Origin of the sequence: Bacillus sp. FJAT-26390 (assembly GCF_001682865.1) — a bacterium.
In the GTDB taxonomy this organism is placed as follows: Bacteria; Bacillota; Bacilli; order Paenibacillales; family Paenibacillaceae; genus Pristimantibacillus.
This window is the reverse complement of record NZ_MAQX01000022.1, coordinates 109,636-127,372: the sequence shown is the minus strand read 5'-3', so window position 1 is coordinate 127,372 and position 17,737 is coordinate 109,636. Positions and strand designations below refer to the sequence as shown.

Here is a 17,737-nt window from a genome sequence, read left to right as displayed (position 1 = left end):
TTGAAGGATTGCCCTTTCCTATTTTACGCCCTACTCCTGCACGTAACGGTTAATAACCTCCACAAGCAGATCATTCAGCAGCTTTACCTCATACTCACCTACAGCCGGTTCAAGATGTTCGCTCCCGATGCCGCTATCGTCAGTCAAAAATAAATAGGTGCCGCCTGTCGCCGTTGCCATGAACCGCATCAAATATTCGGTTTCCACGTCTACGCCGCTCGAAGCTACCGGAATGATCCGCACTCCTTGCCCAGCCGCATCCTCCGTAAGCTTCTTCATCTCGTCAATAATTTGAGGATCATCATGCGGCGGAGCATCCAGCACGAGGAACAACAAGCGAGCCCGCGCTTCCTTGCTCCACTCATGCTCATGCAGCGCATCCCGCAGCGCCTGATCGACAGCTTCAGGGAAGTCACCGCCGCCTTCTGCCTTTTGCTTGCTGAACTGGTCGGTTACTTTATTAACATCCGTCGTAAAAGGATACGGCTTTACGATATAATCGTCATGCTTATCCCTGTAAAAATTGGCGCTAAGACGAATGCCAAGCTGATTCGCATGCTCATCCGATACGCGTCTCACAACATCCTTAAGCTCTGCTGTCAAATAGTTCAGCTCATCCTCCATCGAACCGGTCGTGTCGACCACAAACATAATGTCTACTTGATCCGATACTTTGGCAGACTTGCCTAAATCAACCTTAATGCTGCCCTGCTCCGGAATTTCCAGCTGCTGCGTCGTTTTGCTTTCCTGGGCAGACTGTACTTTTACTGTATATGCGCCTAAATTAGCGGTATCCCGATCGAACAGCCCTGCGTATACATAAGCTCTGCCCTCCGTATTCGTACGCGCCTTCCATATCGCCTTCTTGCCGGCAAGCAGCTCCACGGTCGCATCCGATACCGCCTTGCCGTTAGCTGTCACGATAACCTCCAGCCGGTCAAAATTCCAGAACTGCCATACCTGCTTGCTATAATCGCCCTCTTGCGCATTAAGCAAATTGCCGAACCTCTCCCACGCCGCAAGATCATCCCATTCGCCAGCTGTCAGTTGTCCTGCCTGCACGTCCTTATTCGGATTTTGATAGCCACGCTTGCCGCCTTCTTTCTCTCTTTCAGGCTTTACGATTAACGCCTTATCGGTGCCTGTACTGGTTTCCGCTTCTGGCGACTCATCGCTGGAGGAACCTTTACCTACACTTTCCGATGCCATGCTATTGCCCCTGTTTGACGCATCGTTCGAGGCGGATGAGCAGGCGCTGAGCGCTAAAAACATCACAAGCAATACAGTGGCGATCCAGCTATAACCCCTTTTTTGCCGAATTGACTTTTTGAGAGAATGACCCACCTTCATTCCTTCAGCCCCTTATCTTTGTGTTTCCTAATCTGACGAAATTTTCCTTTGGAATGTTGCATAAATAAGCTGCTACCCTTACAATCGTTAACAGACATGCCGCGAGCGAAAAAATCGACTGCATTAAGCTTCTATACAGGAGGTCTTCACCCTTGGAAACATTCGAATTGATTGCATTTGAAATGACCTATCAGCAGGAGACGATACAGCTATCCTTCACTTCCGCCGAGCTTGTCCGCGTTACCGAATATGGCGATCGTCTATGGTACGTAGATATAAACGGCGTAGGCGACCGTGAGCTATTGGCGAGGTTTGGCAGAAGCGAGGATATTGGGATTGAGCTTACAGCTATCGCCAGCAGCGGCCAAACGTTTCGGGGGAAAGGTTATTTCCATCCAAACGAGCCGCATCAAGCGGCAGCCGTACGAGGCGACGGAGAGCTGCTTGAACAATAATTGAGGCAAAATAAAGGAAGCCCGGCAAATCTCTTGCGAGATTGTGCGGGGCTTCCTTTAATTTATTATTATTTGCCGTGAGCGATCTCAGGCGTTGTAAGGCGGTCGTAGAACTCAACGCCCTTGTCTTTGTCTTCTGAGTCGCGAAGCGCCATCGCGGAGCGAGGATGCTCATCCAAGATGCCTGTAATCATGTAAGGGATGATATAACCCCATTCTTCCTTCTCGCGAAGGGGAACCATGTACTTCTCGATCATATCGAGTACAGGACGGATGTTGTATTTCGTATTTTGAAGCTCAGCTACAAGCAGCTCCGTGTTGCAGTTGCCGGCTGCGCGGCCCATGCCGTAAACGGAAGCATCAAGAAGCTCAACGCCTCTTTCTGCTGCGAGCAGCGTATTGGCGAAAGCAAGCTGAAGGTTGTTGTGCGCATGAACGCCAAGACGCTTGTTCGGAAGGTGCTGGCGGAACTTGTCTACCAGGTAGCTCATATCGTTTGGCTTCAAGCTGCCGTAGGAGTCAACAACGTATACGACGTCAACAACGCTTTCGTTGATGAGCTCGAACGCTTCAATCAGCTGGTTCTCCATTACGTTAGAGAGAGCCATAATGTTCAGCGTCGTTTCGTAACCGCGATCGTGGAATACTTTAACTAGCTCCAGCGCTTTGTCTACATCTTGGATGTAGCAAGCTACGCGGATCAGATCAAGCAAACTCTCGCTGCGCGGCAAAATGTCGTTTTCATCAACACGGCCGATATCAACAAGCGCAGAAAGCTTCGTATTTCCTTTGTTAGGAATAACTTTTTTCAAGAAATCATCGTTCAGGAAGCGCCAAGGCCCTGCACTCTCTGCGCCTTTAAGCAGCTTTGGAGAGTTTTTGTAGCCGATTTCCATATAATCGACGCCGGCTTCGTTCAAGCTTTGGTACAAATGCTGAACAAACTCGACACTAAAATCCCAGTTATTTACGAGTCCGCCATCGCGGATCGTGCAGTCAACAATTTTACAGTGGCTCGTTTTAGATTGCATGCTTTGTAACTCCTTTAATTTGAACATGAGTTCATTTTTTCTCATCATACTTGAAAAGGAACCGGAACGCAAAATAATTTTGTCGTTTTATGGCTATTTTAAAAGCTTTTCCGCTTCTGCCTACAGCCCTTCTCGGAACTGTTTTTAACTATTTGTTCACATATTCCGTTTGGACGGTTTCCTCTCTGGCGCGTCCTTGAACTTGCCCTTCGTTTAGTATGACCATCCCTTTGCATCATTCATCCGTCCTTACCTTACTTATGAATGATGATCGGTTATGCAATATAGACGATACGTCCTCCTAAAATGTTCTCGACAAAAAAACCGTCCCCGCGACATTGCGCAAGTAACGGCTTGATTGCTTATTTATTTTGTTATTTTACAAGCGTGCGAGGCTCTTGATCAAAATGGCCCGATCGACTCTTTTTTGTCTGAATATATTTCTCGTTATAAACGGAAGAATTGCCCCATAGCGGCACTCTGCCTGCCACGTTCATGCCTGCTTTGCGCAGCGCGTCCACTTTGCGCGGATTATTCGTAATGATCGACACCGGCAGCGTGCGCAGCAGCTTCAGCACGGCGATCGCATCGGTATAATCACGCGCATCGTCCGCAAAGCCCAGCTCAATGTTGGCGTCTACCGTGTCAAAGCCATCCTCTTGCAGCAAGTAAGCGATCGCTTTGCTGAACAAGCCAATGCCACGGCCCTCATGATTCGCTAAGTAAAATAAAGCGCCCGAGCCGTGCTCGGTAATCATGCGCATCGATTGTTTGAGCTGAAAGCCGCAATCACATCTCGCGCTCCCGAAAATATCGCCCGTGTGGCAGATGCTGTGCATCCGAATGAGCGCATCCTCGTTATTTTCAAAATCGCCGTATACGAGAACGCTCGATTGCTGCAGCTCCGCGTATGAGAAGCGATTCAAATCCTCGACGAGCTGCTCGGGAGATTTCTCCTCGCCAGCCTCCTTGCGAAGCCAGCTGTACCAATGAAACATTTTGGTGTCGCCGTCCAGCTCAACCGGCAGCTTAACGGGCCCGATAACATAAATGTCGTCATTTCCGCTTTGCGTTCGCTTTAATTTGTTTTTAATAATGGCTGCTATATTGGGTTTAATCATGTTTGTTCACCTTCTCTAAAAGAATATAAAATTAAAATTGCATCGATAAGTAGCTTAACGTACCGAATTGATAGCTTCGGTAAATTACTTTTGGCGCCGCTTCCGCATTGCCGCTTCCAAGCGCTATATATAATGGAACAAAATGCTCAGCGCGAGGTACTGCCATTTTAGCATGTGGAGCAAGCTGTTCATACTCGAATAGTGAATTTATATCATGCTTATTCATTTTTTCTATAAGCCACTCGTCAAACTCTACCGCCCAGCTCTCCGGCTCCTTCTGTCCCCAATTGACCGCACGCAAATTATGAACGGTAACGCCGCTGCCAATCAGCAAAATATTTTGGGAGCTTAAGCTGCGCAGCGCTTCGCCAATCTTGTATTGCTCCAGCATAGAGCGATAGGGGTTAACGGAAACCTGAACGACTGGAATATCCGCCTTCGGAAACATATGCTTTAGCATCGTCCACGAGCCATGATCTAGTCCACGTTCTGTATCATATGCAATGGGAATGCCATTTTCGCTAAGCAATTGGCCAACAAGGGCAGCTACCTTAGTAGAGCCTTTAGCCGGGTATTTAACCTGGTACAGCTCATCCGGAAAGCCGTAGAAGTCATAAATCGTTTCGTATTCATCATCCTTGGATGAGATCGTAACCGCCTCGGTCTCCCAGTGTGCGGTAAAAATAACGATAGCGTCCGGCGCAAGGCCCGCTCCGGTTTGTTTAAGAAATTGACTATATTCATTCTGCTCGACAGCGAGCATCGGTGATCCATGTGCCAAAAACAAGGGATTCATGTAGGGTTGTGCCTCCTTCATATCACTTACTATTTGTAACTAATTATAGTTTTATAACTAAGGATAGTCAAGTAATTAACAATATTCAGGTGTGCTTGTATAAATAAGATATTGAGGTTATACTTAATGCAAGTAAAAAGAGGTGATGCGCATGGAACAATCTAACCTTTGTCCCCGTTTTCAAAAGGGAATGGACATCATTAGCAAACGTTGGACCGGCCTTATCGTATTTCAGCTTTTGTCTGGCCCGCAGCGTTTCTGCGCCGTTCAGTCCGCGCTGCCGATCAGCGGCAGGCTGCTTTCGGAGAGATTCAAGGATTTAGAGAATGAAGGAATTGTCAACAGGCATGTCTATCCCGAAATACCTGTTCGCATAGAATATTCGTTAACGGAGAAGGGCCGGGCGCTTGAGCCGATTATCCGTGAAATACAAGTGTGGTCACAGGACTGGATAGAACCTATTACAGAAGCCTGATCGGTTCGAATTGAACAAAGGGAATATCCCGTAAGCGGCAATTGCTGCTTACGGGATATTCCCTTTGTTTTATCTTTACATTATATATCCGTTGCCCTACATGCGATTCGCCACGATAAGCACATCCATATGCCGCCCTGCCTGCAGCAGCTCGCGAACGATATTGCCACGGAGGATCGAATACCATGTCCTGCGTCCCGATTGCCCGACGATTAGCTGTGTAGCCTTCGCGCGGCTAGCAGCCGTGAGCAGCGTGCCTGCAATGTGTTTCCTGCTCTCCGCCTTGGACATTTCGAATACGCCGCCCAGCCGCTCTGTCAGCTTCATTAAGGCATCCCGTTTATGAATGGCTTCACTTGTCCAAGGGCCGCCATCCTCCACATAATGCACATGCCACTGCGCCTTCAAGCGGTAAGCGATACGGAAGCCGCGGCGTATAAGCCGCTCGGCATCAGCATGGATATCGACGCCAACGAATATAACCTCTCTTCTGCGCAAGGTGCCGCGCAGCGTTTGATTGCGGTCCCAAGCCTCAAGCCGCTCGTCGACATCATCAGCAAGCTCGCGAAGCGCAAGCTCACGCAGCGCGATTAAGTTGCCGGTCGTAAAAAACGCGCCAAGCGCTTGCTCGACTTTATCCTTCGCATAAATTTTGCCCTCGCGCATTCGCTGCTGCAGCATTTGCGGAGTGACGTCAATTAACTCCACCTGGTCAGCCAGCCTTATGATCGCATCCGGCACCGTCTCTCTAACCCTGACGCCGGTTACCTGCTCAATCGCATCGTTCAAGCTTTCAATATGCTGCACATTCATCGTCGACACGACGGATATGCCCTTCTCAAGCAAATGAATGACATCCTCATACCGCTTCTTTCGCAAACTGCCCGGCACATTCGTATGAGCCAGCTCGTCAACCAAAACAACATCCGGGTTTCTGCGAATAATCGCGTCTACGTCCATTTCGACAAGCGTTGTCTCCCGGTAGTTAATCGTTTGCCGCTCGATAACGGGCAGCTCGCCAATTTGAACGGCCGTTTCCTCGCGTCCATGCGTCTCCACGACACCGATGACGACATCTATTCCCTTACGAAACAATATGTTCGCTTCAGCCAGCATTCTGTAGGTTTTTCCAACGCCCGGCGCTGCCCCGATGTAGAGGGTAAAATCCCCCCTGCGCATCGACTCCATCTGCTCCTCGCGCTCCTGCTGGCTAAACCTGTGGAACAACGCTTTTCGCGAATCGCTCCTTTGCTTAACCGGCAAAATCCGCTCGCCTTCATGCTCTGCGCGGTCAGCCATTAGAAACAAATCGATCCGGTTAAGCTTGCGCAGCATGCTGTCCACAATCGAGCCTTGCCAAAGCTGCTGCCATCTGCTCTGCTTGGAGTGCCCCATTACGATTCGCGTAACCTGATGCGCCTCCGCATACCTTACAAGCGCGGTTGGCAAGCTCCACCGACTTGGCAGCGGCTGCTCCTCGAAGATTCCGCCTACCTTTGCCGTCAGCTTTTTTATGGAAGCTCGAAAAGATTGCTCCTCCTTGGACCACTTTTTATCCGGATCGATAAAGGAGACGACTATGATATCCCCATTCAGCCTTCTCGCAATTTGCTGTCCTCTTCGGACGTATAAAGAGCCATTCCAATGATACTGCGCCGTTACCAGAATACGCTCCGACGCGCCTGAGGGACCGGTAAGTCCCATCTCCTCGCGATGCTTCTCAAGCGATTCGTTAACGCCCTCGGCGACAAGGCGCAGCGCCAGCTCGCGGAGCACGGCCAGATTTCCGCGCAGCGCAATCGCCGGATCGGGGTGCAAGCCCGGTTCTCCCTCCTCAAACCGTTTGAGCATCGTTTCGGGCGAGACGTCGATCAGCCTCACCTCGTCGGCAAGCTCAAGCGTATGGGCAGGCACGGTGCACGGCGTGCGAATCCCGGTCCATTTTAGAGCAATCTCGTCCACGCCCTCCAGCTCGTAAACGTTGATCGTCGTAATGACGCTTATGCCCTTGCTGAGCAGATGCAGCACGTCCTCCAGCCTCGTCTTAAACGGCGCACCCTCTCGATTCCGGTGAGCAAGTCCGTCAACAAGCACCACCTCGGCATTTCGCGCAAGCAGCGCATCCAGATTCAGATCCTCCTGCTCGGCACCATTCTTATGCCAAATGATGCTTGGCACCCGCTCGAACGAACCGGCCTGCTCCAGCGTTTCCGCATGCAGAAGCGGCGTTGCCGCGCAAAGAACCACGTCGATCCCGTCTTGCTTCAGCTGGCATCCTTCACGGAGCATATGGTATGTTTTGCCGGAGCCGCTCACGGCGCCAATTAATATTTTCAATCGTCCCTGATGCAGCTTCGCTATGGAGAGCAGAAGCTCCTCGGGCGTCTTCCTCTTTAGCGGAGCCATAAGGCTATCCCCCCAGCAATGCAGACAATGCTAAATTCAGCTTCAGCACATTTACCCTTTCATCGCCAAACACGCCTAAATCGCGACCTTCCGTGTTCGCTTTGATCAACTGTTCAAGCTCGGATACAGACACGCCCGTGAGCTTGCTAATTCTGGCGATCTGTACATCTGCCGATTGCGGCGTGATGTGCGGATCAAGTCCCGAGCCCGAATTTGTAATCAGCGCAATCGGCAGCTGACTGATAGGCACATCGGGATTTTCCGCCTTCCAAGCCTCGATTGAGGCTTGCGTTCTCTCCAACAAAGCCGGATTCGATGGGCCAAAGTTGTTCGAGCCGGAGCTCGCTGCATTATTTTCAATGCTCGATACCCGTCCTTGGAACCACTTCGGATCAGTGAAATTTTGACCGATAAGCTCAGAGCCTACCACTTGCCCGGAGCTGTCTTCAATAAGACTGCCGTTTGCTTGCTTCGGGAACAGCAGCTGGGCTGCTCCCGTGCTGACTAACGGATAAATAATACCGCAAAGGATCATAAACAATACGCTTATTCGCAAAGGAACCAACAGGGTCGATAACGGAAAGCGCGAGCTGCTTTTTATTTGATCGTTCATATTCTCAATCCTTCTTTCATTATTTCGTATTAAATCCACAAATGTACAGCATAATCAATTAGCTTAATTCCAATGAATGGAACAATGACGCCGCCTAGCCCATAAATGAATACGTTGCGGCTAAGCAGCCTTGCCCCGCTCATTGGCTTGTAGGCTACCCCTCTAATAGCAAGCGGGATAAGCAGGGGGATAATAATAGCGTTAAAAATAAGCGCCGACAAAATCGCAGAGAGCGGAGAGCCCAGATTCATAATATTGAGCACGCCCATCTCCGGAATCGCAAGCATAAACATCGCTGGGATAATCGCAAAATATTTGGCGACGTCATTCGCAATACTAAAGGTTGTGAGCGCGCCTCTTGTCATAAGCAATTGCTTGCCGATGGCAACAACCTCGATAATTTTGGAAGGATCGGAATCCAGATCCACCATATTGGCCGCTTCCTTCGCGGCAATCGTCCCGCTGTTCATGGCAAGGCCAACGTCCGCTTGCGCCAGCGCAGGCGCATCGTTCGTGCCGTCACCTGTCATAGCGACCATCTTGCCTTCCGCTTGCTCGCGGCGAATGACGGCAATTTTATCCTCGGGCTTGCTCTCGGCAATAAAATCATCGACTCCCGCTTCACGGGCGATTGTAGCAGCCGTCAGCGGATTGTCGCCCGTACACATAATCGTTTTGATGCCCATCTCGCGAAGCTGCTCGAACCGTTCCTTCATCCCCGGCTTCACGGTGTCCTTCAAATAAATAACGCCAAATATTTCATTGTCCACCGCCACAGCGAGCGGCGTTCCGCCTAAAGTGGCGATCGTATTCGAAATTTGCTCCAGATCGGAGGGAATGGTTCCTCCTTGTGACGATACCCATTTGCGAACGGCATCGACAGACCCTTTGCGAACATGGCGTCCATCCGTCAAATCGATGCCGCTCATCCTTGTTTCTGCCTTAAAATCTATAAACTCGCCGCCTTCGGCTAGCGATGCATCATAGCTCAAGCCTTGCTTTTTCATCCATTCGAGCACGGATCTTCCTTCTGGCGTTTCATCCTTGAGCGAGCTGATCGCGGCCCATTTCGAAAGCGTCTGTATGCTGCTGCCTGCGACGGGAACAAGCTCGCTTGCCATCCGGTTGCCGAATGTAATCGTACCTGTTTTATCCAAAATCATCGTGTTAATATCGCCTGCCGCTTCAACGGCTTTGCCTGACATCGCCAGCACGTTGAACTGTGTAACCCGGTCCATGCCCGCAATCCCGATTGCGGATAGCAGACCGCCAATCGTCGTTGGTATCAAGCACACAAGCAACGCGATCAATACAGGTATTTCTAATTGGATATCCAAATATTTAGCGATAGGCTGCAGCGTTACGACGACGATCAAAAAGATAATCGTCAAGCTCGTCAGCAGCGTATTGAGCGCGATTTCGTTTGGTGTCTTTTGACGTTTTGCGCCTTCAACGAGCGCAATCATCCGGTCGATGAATGACTCGCCGGGCTCGCTCGTCATCCGAACCTTAATCCGGTCGCTAACGACCCTTGTTCCGCCCGTCACCGAGCTGAAATCGCCGCCCGCTTCTTTAATAACAGGAGCTGATTCCCCCGTAATAGCTGATTCATCGACCGAAGCCAAGCCTTCAATGACTTCGCCGTCGCCGGGAATCATCTCGCCTTGGGAGACGATGACGATATCGCCCTTGCGCAGCTCCGTCGATGAAACGACGGTTACAGAGTCGCCAAGCAGCTTGTTCGCGCTCATTTCCTGCTTGGACTTCTTGAGCGAATTTGCTTGCGCTTTACCCCTGCCCTCTGCAATTGCCTCGGCAAAATTGGCGAACAGCAGCGTAAACAGCAAAATGAAAAATACGGTTAGATTAAAGCCGATTCGCTCCTGCGAATCAAAGTAAGCCGGGAAAACCGCCATCAGCAGCACGATAACCGTACCTGCCTCGACGACAAACATAACCGGGTTTTTCATCATGACAGCTGGATTCAATTTGACAAAGCTATCAAGCACAGCGCGTTTTACGGCATCCGCTGACAGCAGCTTCTTCTTCTGATTGCTATTCATTATCGTTCACCTCATCCGTTAGCGGAGTGTTAAAAATTCTGCGACCGGCCCAAGCACGATGACCGGCAAAAAGGTTAGCGCACCGATTAAAAGCACAGTGCCGATTAATAATCCGGTAAACAATCCATTATCGGTGCGGAACGTGCCAATCGTCTCCGGCACAGTCTGCTTACGTACGAGCGAACCCGCAACGGCCAGCATCGCAATCATCGAAATATAACGGCCGAACAGCATAACAAGCCCGGTACTCATATTCCAAAAGGACGTGTTGTCTCCTAATCCCTCAAACCCGGAGCCATTGTTCGCTGCCGAGGATGTAAATTCATACAGCACTTGGCTTATGCCATGAAAGCCTGGATTCGTGATGGCTCCCTTGCCCAGATCCGTCATAAAGGCGATTGCTGTAGGCACTAATATAATGAAAGGATGTGTAAGAATAGCGACCGCAATGAGCTTCATTTCCCGCGGCTCTATTTTTCTACCCAAAAATTCCGGCGTTCGTCCAACCATCAGCCCGCATATGAAAACGGCGAGTATCGCATACATAAGCATGTTGATGAGGCCGACGCCCTTGCCGCCAAAGACGACATTCAGCATCATTTCGCCAAGCGGAACCAGGCCGCCGAGCGGCGTAAGCGTATCATGCATATTGTTAACGGTACCGGTCGTTGCTGCTGCCGTCACCGTAGTGAACAATGCGGACTGCGCGATGCCGAACCTTACTTCCTTGCCTTCCATACTGCCTTGCGAAGCATCGATGCCAAGCGCGCTCATCGCTGGATTGCCTGTTTTCTCTGACGTGTACGCTACGCTCAAGAACACGAGGAACAGGCACATCATCGCAGCGAATACGACCCAGCCCTGCTTTTTGTTTTTGGCGAATAAGCCGAACGCATACGGCAGTGATGCCGGCAATGCCCACATCGATAAAATTTGGATGACGTTTGTCAAAGGATTTGGATTTTCAAAGGGATGCGCCGAGTTGACGCCAAAAAATCCGCCGCCGTTCGTCCCCAAATGCTTGATCGATTCCAGTGAAGCGACAGGACCGATTGCAATTTGCTGCATCGCGCCCTCTAACGTTTTGACCGTCAAGGTTGGATCAAGTGTCTGCGGCACATGAAGGGCCACGAGCACAAGCGTAATAACAAAGGATACCGGAAGAAAGATCCGCGTATGTGCCTTGACGAAATCCTCGAAGAAGTTACCGATCGTTTTCCCTTTGCTCGTAATGCCGCGGACAAAGGCAATCGCCACCGAGAAGCCCGTTGCCGCTGACGTAAACATCATCATCATGATGACCGCCATTTGCGAGAAATACGATAGGGAGCTCTCTCCGCTGTAATGCTGCAGGTTCGTATTTGTGATAAAGCTGATGACCGTATTAAAGGTAAGCGTCGGCTCCATGCTTCCCATCCCATTTGGATTAAACGGAAGCGCGTTTTGCAAACGCAGAATCAAATAACTGAAAGCTACCAATATAATATTGGTTGCGATAAAGCTAAGGGCGTACATTTTCCAGCTCATGCCCTCGCGCCGTTTTAAACCAATAATTTTATAAATCAGCCGCTCAGAGCCTCCGAACACCTTGTCTAACCGATTTTGCTCATTCGAGAACACGTGATAGACATAGGTGCCTAACGGTTTTACTAGCAATATCAGAATCGCTATGACGATCAGCAATTGCAAAATATCCATTGTAGGTAATCCTCCTCCACTAAAACTTTTCCGGATGAATTAAGGCATATACGAGATAAACGAAAACAAACAAGGCCATTGCCATTACGATGATCATTGGCTTTCGCCCCCCGTTTGGTCGACAACGCTGCCGCACCAAGCTAAAAACCCGTAAAATAAACCGAAGCAAGCCAGCAAAGCGACGATCATATAAACATCTAGCATATTGTTTTCCTCCTGTATTATTTGTGGCTTAATAGAAAACCGACTTCGCCGTTTTGAGAATATACGATATGGTCTGCGCCCAGCCCTTTATAAATCGCCCGCGGATTCCACTGCTGCGTGATCACGTAGATCGGCTTGGCCGTCCATATCCGGCAGCAATGGACGAAGCGGCAGCTAAGCGCGAAGCTGCTCTCGAATATGAACACTTCACGAATCGGATAATGCGGCGGCTGCCAGCTTTGGCGATCATTCGTATTGATGTAATGAACGTTCATGATCCCCTGCTTGCGAAGCAGCTTCTCCTCCTGCTTGCTATTTGTCAACACGATAAATTTCATTTGATGAAACATTAACGTCCGTATAAATGATTTGCCAGATTCGTTGAACCCCGCAACGATAATATGCTCTTCTACCAACACCCGTATCCTCCATTTGGCAAAAATGGCAACAAAAAAGAAGCCTTGGGATAAGAGGTACCAATCCCGCGGCTTCTTATACCCCGCAGCTAAAATAAGCCGCGGGAAGCGCGATGGCTGTTGCCCCTCTCGAGTACACTTACGAGGTTAGCTGTCGGATTCGGGCCTGAGAGTTGCCCTACGCCTGGCTGCTGCCAAGCGATTCACCCCATGAAGCAACAAGCGTGCTTACACGCCTTATGCTTCGTTGGTTCCCCCGTTCCTGCTGGTGCAGGATTCAGTAAATTGTAACCATTTTCTAGCAATTTCCCCGTTTTTGGGCAGTAAAAAACCACAGAGGCCTATGACACTCTGTGGTCGACTTTAATCGATCACAAGTTTCATCAATCCTCTCCAAGTCCACGCTTACGAGGTTAGCTGTCGGATTCGGGCGGTGAGAGTCGCCCTACTTTGACCGGTGTCCATGGCACCTGTCAAAGATTCACCCCTGCTCTGCGGCCGTTCGACTCTCACATCGAACATGCGCAAAGCTTATTTAGTGGTTCCCCCGTTTTCCGCATTCACGGAAACTCAGCGATCAGTAAATCGAAACTTATTAGTAAATCCTGTATCGAATCTTACTCCTCGCTATTGACACTGTAAAGAGAGTCCGCTGGCGAATTTAGCTAATTTCAGCCCTGCAGAACGTTTCGCAGCGCTTACATAGAATTCGATCTCGATATATCTCACTATTTCTACGCTTTACTCCTATTTTCGAAAATAGTGTCATTCACCCAACCACCGTTTATCAGTGCGAATTATCAGATTTTTCAAAAGGAGAGATTAGAAGAGGATCAACGAGTTTTTCGGTGAATGAAGCTGTTTTTACTGCATAAATGATTGTATATCTTGCAAAATGGCTTTACGATGCCCAATCCCGAAATACCACTGTTTTACAATAATCACAATCGGGTTTACTATAGACGGCAAGCCGATTTAGGCTAACTATTATCGCTGAATTTTTCATTTGAAAAAGCGGGGGAACCAATCGCGGACGGCAAAACAGCTTGTTCGCATGGGGTGAATCCGAAGCCAATTCACTTCGGTAGGGTGTCTCTCTAGCCCGAATCCGGCAGCTAACCTCGCAAGCGAATTTGAGGAGAGATTATTGAATGACCACGCAAGCAGACATTTTTTCAGAAAAACTAGCAGCGCAGCCTGCAGACTCTATTATGATCAAACGAATCGAAATGTTTGTTCTGCCCTCCGTTTTGCCCGAGCCTTCCAGCTACCGGATTTGTCTCAAGGTGACGAGCGACATAGGCTTGGGCTGGAGTGAATTATTTATAAAACGATCCGAAAAACCATGCGACTGGACTAGATGGAGCAGCATGCTGCTTCGGTTCATCGGCATCTTCCCTCTCGCCGCGCCCTCCCTGCTCCAGCCGAATTCCATGATTAAGGACGAGCGCCTTGTGCATTTATTTGCTGCCGCGGCACCGGGCTTAGCGGGTACTCACTCATTTTGTCCATTCCGTAATCATAACTGGGATGAGGCTGTTTTATTCAAACAAGCAATCTCATACATTTCATTGTTTTAAATCAAAAGATTTACAGATAAGCAATTAAGGAATATAATGAAGAGTACAATATTAACGCTGAATTTTTCGATTGAAAAAACGGGGGAACCAACGCGAACGTTAACTAACGTCCCGCAAGGGGTGAATCCAGGGACTTGTAATCCTGGTAGGGCATTCTCTCTAGCCCGAATCCGACAGCTAACCTCGTAAGCGAGCAAAGGAGAGATTTATTCATGTTGACCAATTGTGCAAACCATCTGCACCATTTCACGGAACAGACCCCTTCTTTATCCGTCACACGAATCGAGCTATTCGTCATCCCTGCTCTCGCAGTCGATTCTGCAGGCTATCGCATTTGCCTTCGTTTAACAAGCAATCAAGGATTCGGATGGAGCGAGCTGTTTGCTAGCGATACCGAGGATTCGATTGACCTGGAACGTTGGAGCGATCTGCTTCAGAGCTTTATCGGCAGCGTCCCTCTTCCGCCGCTTCACCATTTCCAATACGACAAAACGGATGAGGACGGACGTATTCTCGACCTATTCGCCTCTGCAGTCAATCATGTTCTCGCACATTCCGCCGATTCGTCTCCGTACAACAGCGATCTTGAAGAATCTGTTTTGCGTCAACGCTCTGTCTCCTATGTTTCTTTGGATTAAATGATTTTATTGCAAAAAAAAGACAGTCCAGAACAAGCAACTAGGTTCTGGACTGTCTTGCTTTTTGCCTGCTATGTCCTCAGCTTCTGCAATGCCCGGTCAAGCAGCATCTGGCTGCCCTTCTCCGTAATTAGTACTTTGCGAACCATTGATGATAACATCCGCATGCCACCTTGTCGGCTCCACATAACGGTCATGGCTGAATCTGACCACATCAAGATATTCCTTTATCGCTTCTTCCACCGAGTAGCGCTCATTCGACAAAGAGTCATTCAAGTCCTCTAATACCTTATCTAGGTCAACAGCGGACGGATCATTGAAGTCTTCATAGGCACTCCCAGTGAATTCCGCTACCGTTATGACGACCCTATCCAAGCATACTGAATTTACTCCTATTTTAATACATGAAGGATCGCTTGTCCCCATACTCAGCACGAAAAGCCCGCGCTCTCCTCAGAGAGGCACGGGCTTCTTTGTTTCCGGTCGATAAGCTTAGATCGATGCTAATGCGGCACGCTGCTCTCTAACCTTGTACGTTGCCAGCATCATGTTGCGCAGCGAAGCCACCGTTTCTTCCATGCCGCGCGTCTTCAAGCCGCAGTCAGGATTGATCCAGAAGAGGGCAGGATCAAGCACTTTAATCGCACGCTCGATCATGCTGACCATTTCCTCAACGGACGGCACGCGCGGGCTGTGGATGTCGTATACGCCAAGGCCGATCCCTTGGTCATAGGTGTTCTCCTCGAAGCTGTGAATCAGCTCGCCATGGCTGCGTGACGTTTCAATGGAAATAACGTCCGCATCAAGCGCCAAGATCGAATCGATAATGTCGTGGAACTCGCAATAGCACATATGGGTATGGATTTGCGTCGTGTCGCGCACATCTGATGTGGACAAGCGGAATGCATGCACGCCCCATTTCAAATAAGCATCCCAGTCGCTGCGCTTAAGCGGCAAGCCTTCACGCAGTGCCGGCTCATCCACTTGGATCATCTCGATGCCAGCCGACTCAAGCGCTTTTACTTCCTCGGACAATGCCAGCGCGATTTGGTATGCCACTTGCTCGCGCGTAATATCGTTGCGGGCAAAGGACCAGTTCAATATCGTAATCGGGCCAGTCAGCATCCCCTTCACCGGACGATCCGTTAGCGACTGCGCATACACGCTTTCGGTTACGGTCATTGGCTCGGTAAATACGACATCTCCGTAAATAACCGGCGGCTTCACGCAGCGGGAGCCGTAAGATTGTACCCAGCCGTTCTGCGTAAAGGCGAAACCATCCAATTTCTCGCCGAAAAATTCAACCATGTCCGTCCGCTCAAATTCACCGTGAACGAGTACGTCAATGTTAAGCTCTTCTTGGATTTCGATCCAGTTTTTAATTTTTCCATTAATGAAGGAAGCGTAGTCTTGCGAGCTAAGCTCATTCTTTCTCCACTTCTGCCTTGCTTGGCGCACATCCAGCGTTTGCGGGAAGCTTCCGATCGTCGTTGTTGGCAGGAGAGGCAAATTCCATTTATGCTGCTGCAGCTTCTGTCTTTCTGCAAAAGGCTTTTGCCTAGCGGACGGATGAGCGGCAACTGCCGCCGCGTCTGCTGCTTGGCGATTACGGGCTGGCGATACCGACAAATTGTGAATCCGCTCGCCGTTTAGCTTAAGCTCCTCAGCACGAAGACCCGCTGTTTCCGTATCAACGGCAAATGCCGCTTCGCTAAGCCATACGATTTCGTCTAGCTTCTCCTCAGCAAAAGCGAGCGCTTCACGCAGTTCAGCTGGCAAATTATTTTCGTTCTTTGCCGTTACAGGCACATGCAGCAGACTGCTCGACGATTGAATGATAAGGCGGTCAGCCTCGATAACAGCCGAAATTTTATCAAGCAGCGCAAGCTTTTGCTTATAGTCTGAACGCCAAATATTGCGCCCGTCCACAAGGCCGATACCTGCCAGCTTGTCCTGAGGGAATCCGAATTGCTCGAGTGCTTGCAGGTTTTTCTCCAAGCCATGAACAAAATCCAAACCGATCGCTTGCACCGGAAGCCCCACTACGGCTTCATAATGCTCTACTGCATCGAAATACGTTTGCAGCAAAATATGAAGCGCAGGCGCTGCCGCATTTAGCTGCTCATAAATGGATTGCACCAATTTAATCTCGTCCTCGGATACCGAAGTAACAAGGATCGGCTCGTCGATTTGTACCCACTGCACACCCTCTTGCTCAAGCTCCTGAAGCAATTGCGCATAAAGCGGTACAAACTGCTCTACCAATTGCGGAAGCTGCTTCGCATCATAACCTTTGGAGAGCTTTAGGAAGGTGTAAGGTCCGATAATGACCGGCTTGCCCTCAATGCCTAGCTTTTGCTTCGCTTCGCGGTACGCCAGCAATGGACGGTTTTCTGTTAATACGGGTTTAGCGCCGGCAAGCTCAGGAACGATATAGTGGTAGTTAGTGTTGAACCATTTGGTCATTTCGCAAGCTTGCGCCTGCTGCGTGCCCCTTGCCATAGCATAATACGTTTTAACAGGAACAGGACCCCCTTCATAGCCAAAACGTTCCGGCACTAGGCCAAACATCGCCGAAGTATCCAGCATTTGATCATACAGCGTGAAGTCATTAACCGGGATGATGGTAATGCCTTTTTCCTTTTGCAGCTTCAGGTTGTTCAACCGAATGCCTTCCAGCGTCTCAAGAAAAACGCTCTCCTCCAAATCGCCTTTCCAAAATGCTTCAAGCGCTTTTTTCCATTCCCGGTTTTCGCCGATACGCGGATAACCAAGTACGCTGCTTTTTAGTTTACTCATACTCCATGTTCCTCCTAATAAATGTAATTAAGTTAAAATAAGAACGCAAAAAGGGCGTCGTTACCTTAAAAGAAACAAAGGTAAAGACGCCC

General features: G+C 49.5%; 16 protein-coding genes and 4 riboswitches. Of the genes, 4 read left to right on the top strand and 12 right to left on the bottom strand.

What is annotated here, in order from left to right; all coding sequences use genetic code 11:
• Positions 1-30 precede the first annotated feature (30 nt).
• Positions 31-1,209 carry a vWA domain-containing protein gene (locus A7975_RS17795; protein WP_176707758.1) on the bottom strand — a complete coding sequence of 393 codons (1,179 nt, stop codon included), beginning with the start codon at positions 1,207-1,209 and terminating at the stop codon, positions 31-33.
• A 293-nt stretch (positions 1,210-1,502) separates the two neighbouring features.
• Between A7975_RS17795 and A7975_RS17790 the strand changes: the two genes are divergently transcribed.
• Complete coding sequence (locus A7975_RS17790; protein ID WP_053374597.1) at positions 1,503-1,805, top strand: hypothetical protein; 303 nt, start codon at positions 1,503-1,505, stop codon at positions 1,803-1,805.
• A 68-nt stretch (positions 1,806-1,873) separates the two neighbouring features.
• Here the strand turns inward: A7975_RS17790 and A7975_RS17785 are convergent, their stop codons facing one another.
• The 3 genes from A7975_RS17785 to A7975_RS17775 form a co-directional block, all read right to left on the bottom strand.
• A complete protein-coding gene (locus A7975_RS17785) occupies positions 1,874-2,836 on the bottom strand; it encodes an aldolase catalytic domain-containing protein (protein ID WP_053374596.1) in 963 nt (320 codons plus the stop codon).
• A gap of 374 nt (positions 2,837-3,210) precedes the next feature.
• Positions 3,211-3,957 carry a GTP cyclohydrolase II gene (locus A7975_RS17780; RefSeq protein WP_065386010.1) on the bottom strand — a complete coding sequence of 249 codons (747 nt, stop codon included), beginning with the start codon at positions 3,955-3,957 and terminating at the stop codon, positions 3,211-3,213.
• Between the two features lie 31 nt (positions 3,958-3,988).
• Positions 3,989-4,753, bottom strand: a complete 765-nt coding sequence (locus tag A7975_RS17775) for a DODA-type extradiol aromatic ring-opening family dioxygenase (protein ID WP_065386009.1) — start codon at positions 4,751-4,753, stop codon at positions 3,989-3,991.
• 151 nt (positions 4,754-4,904) lie between these two features.
• Here A7975_RS17775 and A7975_RS17770 point away from each other — a divergent pair, with 151 nt between their 5' ends.
• Positions 4,905-5,228, top strand: a complete 324-nt coding sequence (locus A7975_RS17770) for a winged helix-turn-helix transcriptional regulator (protein WP_065386008.1) — start codon at positions 4,905-4,907, stop codon at positions 5,226-5,228.
• Positions 5,229-5,324: 96 nt separating this feature from the next.
• Here the strand turns inward: A7975_RS17770 and A7975_RS17765 are convergent, their stop codons facing one another.
• The 6 genes from A7975_RS17765 to A7975_RS17745 all read right to left on the bottom strand — a co-directional run bounded on the left by A7975_RS17765 (position 5,325) and on the right by A7975_RS17745 (position 12,631).
• Positions 5,325-7,634 carry a histidine kinase gene (locus tag A7975_RS17765; protein WP_065386007.1) on the bottom strand — a complete coding sequence of 770 codons (2,310 nt, stop codon included), beginning with the start codon at positions 7,632-7,634 and terminating at the stop codon, positions 5,325-5,327.
• A 4-nt stretch (positions 7,635-7,638) separates the two neighbouring features.
• Complete coding sequence (gene kdpC, locus A7975_RS17760) at positions 7,639-8,247, bottom strand: potassium-transporting ATPase subunit KdpC (RefSeq protein WP_065386006.1); 609 nt, start codon at positions 8,245-8,247, stop codon at positions 7,639-7,641.
• 29 nt (positions 8,248-8,276) lie between these two features.
• Positions 8,277-10,310, bottom strand: a complete 2,034-nt coding sequence (gene kdpB / locus A7975_RS17755) for a potassium-transporting ATPase subunit KdpB (RefSeq protein WP_065386005.1) — start codon at positions 10,308-10,310, stop codon at positions 8,277-8,279.
• Positions 10,311-10,328: 18 nt separating this feature from the next.
• Entirely contained in the window at positions 10,329-12,008 is a 1,680-nt protein-coding gene (gene kdpA / locus A7975_RS17750) for a potassium-transporting ATPase subunit KdpA (protein ID WP_065386004.1), read from the bottom strand.
• 19 nt (positions 12,009-12,027) lie between these two features.
• Complete coding sequence (gene kdpF, locus A7975_RS35480) at positions 12,028-12,093, bottom strand: K(+)-transporting ATPase subunit F (protein WP_369688940.1); 66 nt, start codon at positions 12,091-12,093, stop codon at positions 12,028-12,030.
• A 136-nt stretch (positions 12,094-12,229) separates the two neighbouring features.
• Positions 12,230-12,631 carry a hypothetical protein gene (locus A7975_RS17745; protein WP_231637410.1) on the bottom strand — a complete coding sequence of 134 codons (402 nt, stop codon included), beginning with the start codon at positions 12,629-12,631 and terminating at the stop codon, positions 12,230-12,232.
• Positions 12,632-12,749: 118 nt separating this feature from the next.
• Positions 12,750-12,921, bottom strand: a riboswitch (cyclic di-AMP (ydaO/yuaA leader).
• Between the two features lie 94 nt (positions 12,922-13,015).
• A riboswitch (cyclic di-AMP (ydaO/yuaA leader) is annotated at positions 13,016-13,214 on the bottom strand.
• A 395-nt stretch (positions 13,215-13,609) separates the two neighbouring features.
• A riboswitch (cyclic di-AMP (ydaO/yuaA leader) is annotated at positions 13,610-13,773 on the top strand.
• 6 nt (positions 13,774-13,779) lie between these two features.
• Here A7975_RS17745 and A7975_RS17740 point away from each other — a divergent pair.
• Together A7975_RS17740 and A7975_RS17735 are read left to right on the top strand one after the other, a co-directional pair.
• The gene (locus A7975_RS17740) at positions 13,780-14,208 is read left to right on the top strand and encodes a hypothetical protein (protein WP_065386003.1); all 429 of its coding nucleotides are present in this window, start codon (positions 13,780-13,782) and stop codon (positions 14,206-14,208) included.
• A 45-nt stretch (positions 14,209-14,253) separates the two neighbouring features.
• A riboswitch (cyclic di-AMP (ydaO/yuaA leader) is annotated at positions 14,254-14,415 on the top strand.
• Positions 14,416-14,420: 5 nt separating this feature from the next.
• Positions 14,421-14,846, top strand: a complete 426-nt coding sequence (locus tag A7975_RS17735) for a hypothetical protein (RefSeq protein WP_053374587.1) — start codon at positions 14,421-14,423, stop codon at positions 14,844-14,846.
• Between the two features lie 99 nt (positions 14,847-14,945).
• Here the strand turns inward: A7975_RS17735 and A7975_RS17730 are convergent, their stop codons facing one another.
• Together A7975_RS17730 and metE are read right to left on the bottom strand one after the other, a co-directional pair.
• Complete coding sequence (locus tag A7975_RS17730; protein WP_065386002.1) at positions 14,946-15,221, bottom strand: nucleoside/nucleotide kinase family protein; 276 nt, start codon at positions 15,219-15,221, stop codon at positions 14,946-14,948.
• 117 nt (positions 15,222-15,338) lie between these two features.
• Entirely contained in the window at positions 15,339-17,645 is a 2,307-nt protein-coding gene (gene metE, locus A7975_RS17725) for a 5-methyltetrahydropteroyltriglutamate--homocysteine S-methyltransferase (RefSeq protein WP_065386001.1), read from the bottom strand.
• Positions 17,646-17,737: the final 92 nt, after the last annotated feature.

Bases quoted from the DNA above. Each gene is read 5' to 3' on its own strand.
- A7975_RS17795 (WP_176707758.1), bottom strand. From the start codon at position 1,209: ATGGCATCGGAAAGTGTAGGTAAAGGTTCCTCCAGCGATGAGTCGCCA.
- A7975_RS17785 (WP_053374596.1), bottom strand. From the start codon at position 2,836: ATGCAATCTAAAACGAGCCACTGTAAAATTGTTGACTGCACGATCCGC.
- A7975_RS17780 (WP_065386010.1), bottom strand. From the start codon at position 3,957: ATGATTAAACCCAATATAGCAGCCATTATTAAAAACAAATTAAAGCGA.
- A7975_RS17775 (WP_065386009.1), bottom strand. From the start codon at position 4,753: ATGAATCCCTTGTTTTTGGCACATGGATCACCGATGCTCGCTGTCGAG.
- A7975_RS17770 (WP_065386008.1), top strand. From the start codon at position 4,905: ATGGAACAATCTAACCTTTGTCCCCGTTTTCAAAAGGGAATGGACATC.
- A7975_RS17765 (WP_065386007.1), bottom strand. From the start codon at position 7,634: ATGGCTCCGCTAAAGAGGAAGACGCCCGAGGAGCTTCTGCTCTCCATA.
- kdpC (WP_065386006.1), bottom strand. From the start codon at position 8,247: ATGAACGATCAAATAAAAAGCAGCTCGCGCTTTCCGTTATCGACCCTG.
- kdpB (WP_065386005.1), bottom strand. From the start codon at position 10,310: ATGAATAGCAATCAGAAGAAGAAGCTGCTGTCAGCGGATGCCGTAAAA.
- kdpA (WP_065386004.1), bottom strand. From the start codon at position 12,008: ATGGATATTTTGCAATTGCTGATCGTCATAGCGATTCTGATATTGCTA.
- A7975_RS17740 (WP_065386003.1), top strand. From the start codon at position 13,780: ATGACCACGCAAGCAGACATTTTTTCAGAAAAACTAGCAGCGCAGCCT.
- A7975_RS17735 (WP_053374587.1), top strand. From the start codon at position 14,421: ATGTTGACCAATTGTGCAAACCATCTGCACCATTTCACGGAACAGACC.
- metE (WP_065386001.1), bottom strand. From the start codon at position 17,645: ATGAGTAAACTAAAAAGCAGCGTACTTGGTTATCCGCGTATCGGCGAA.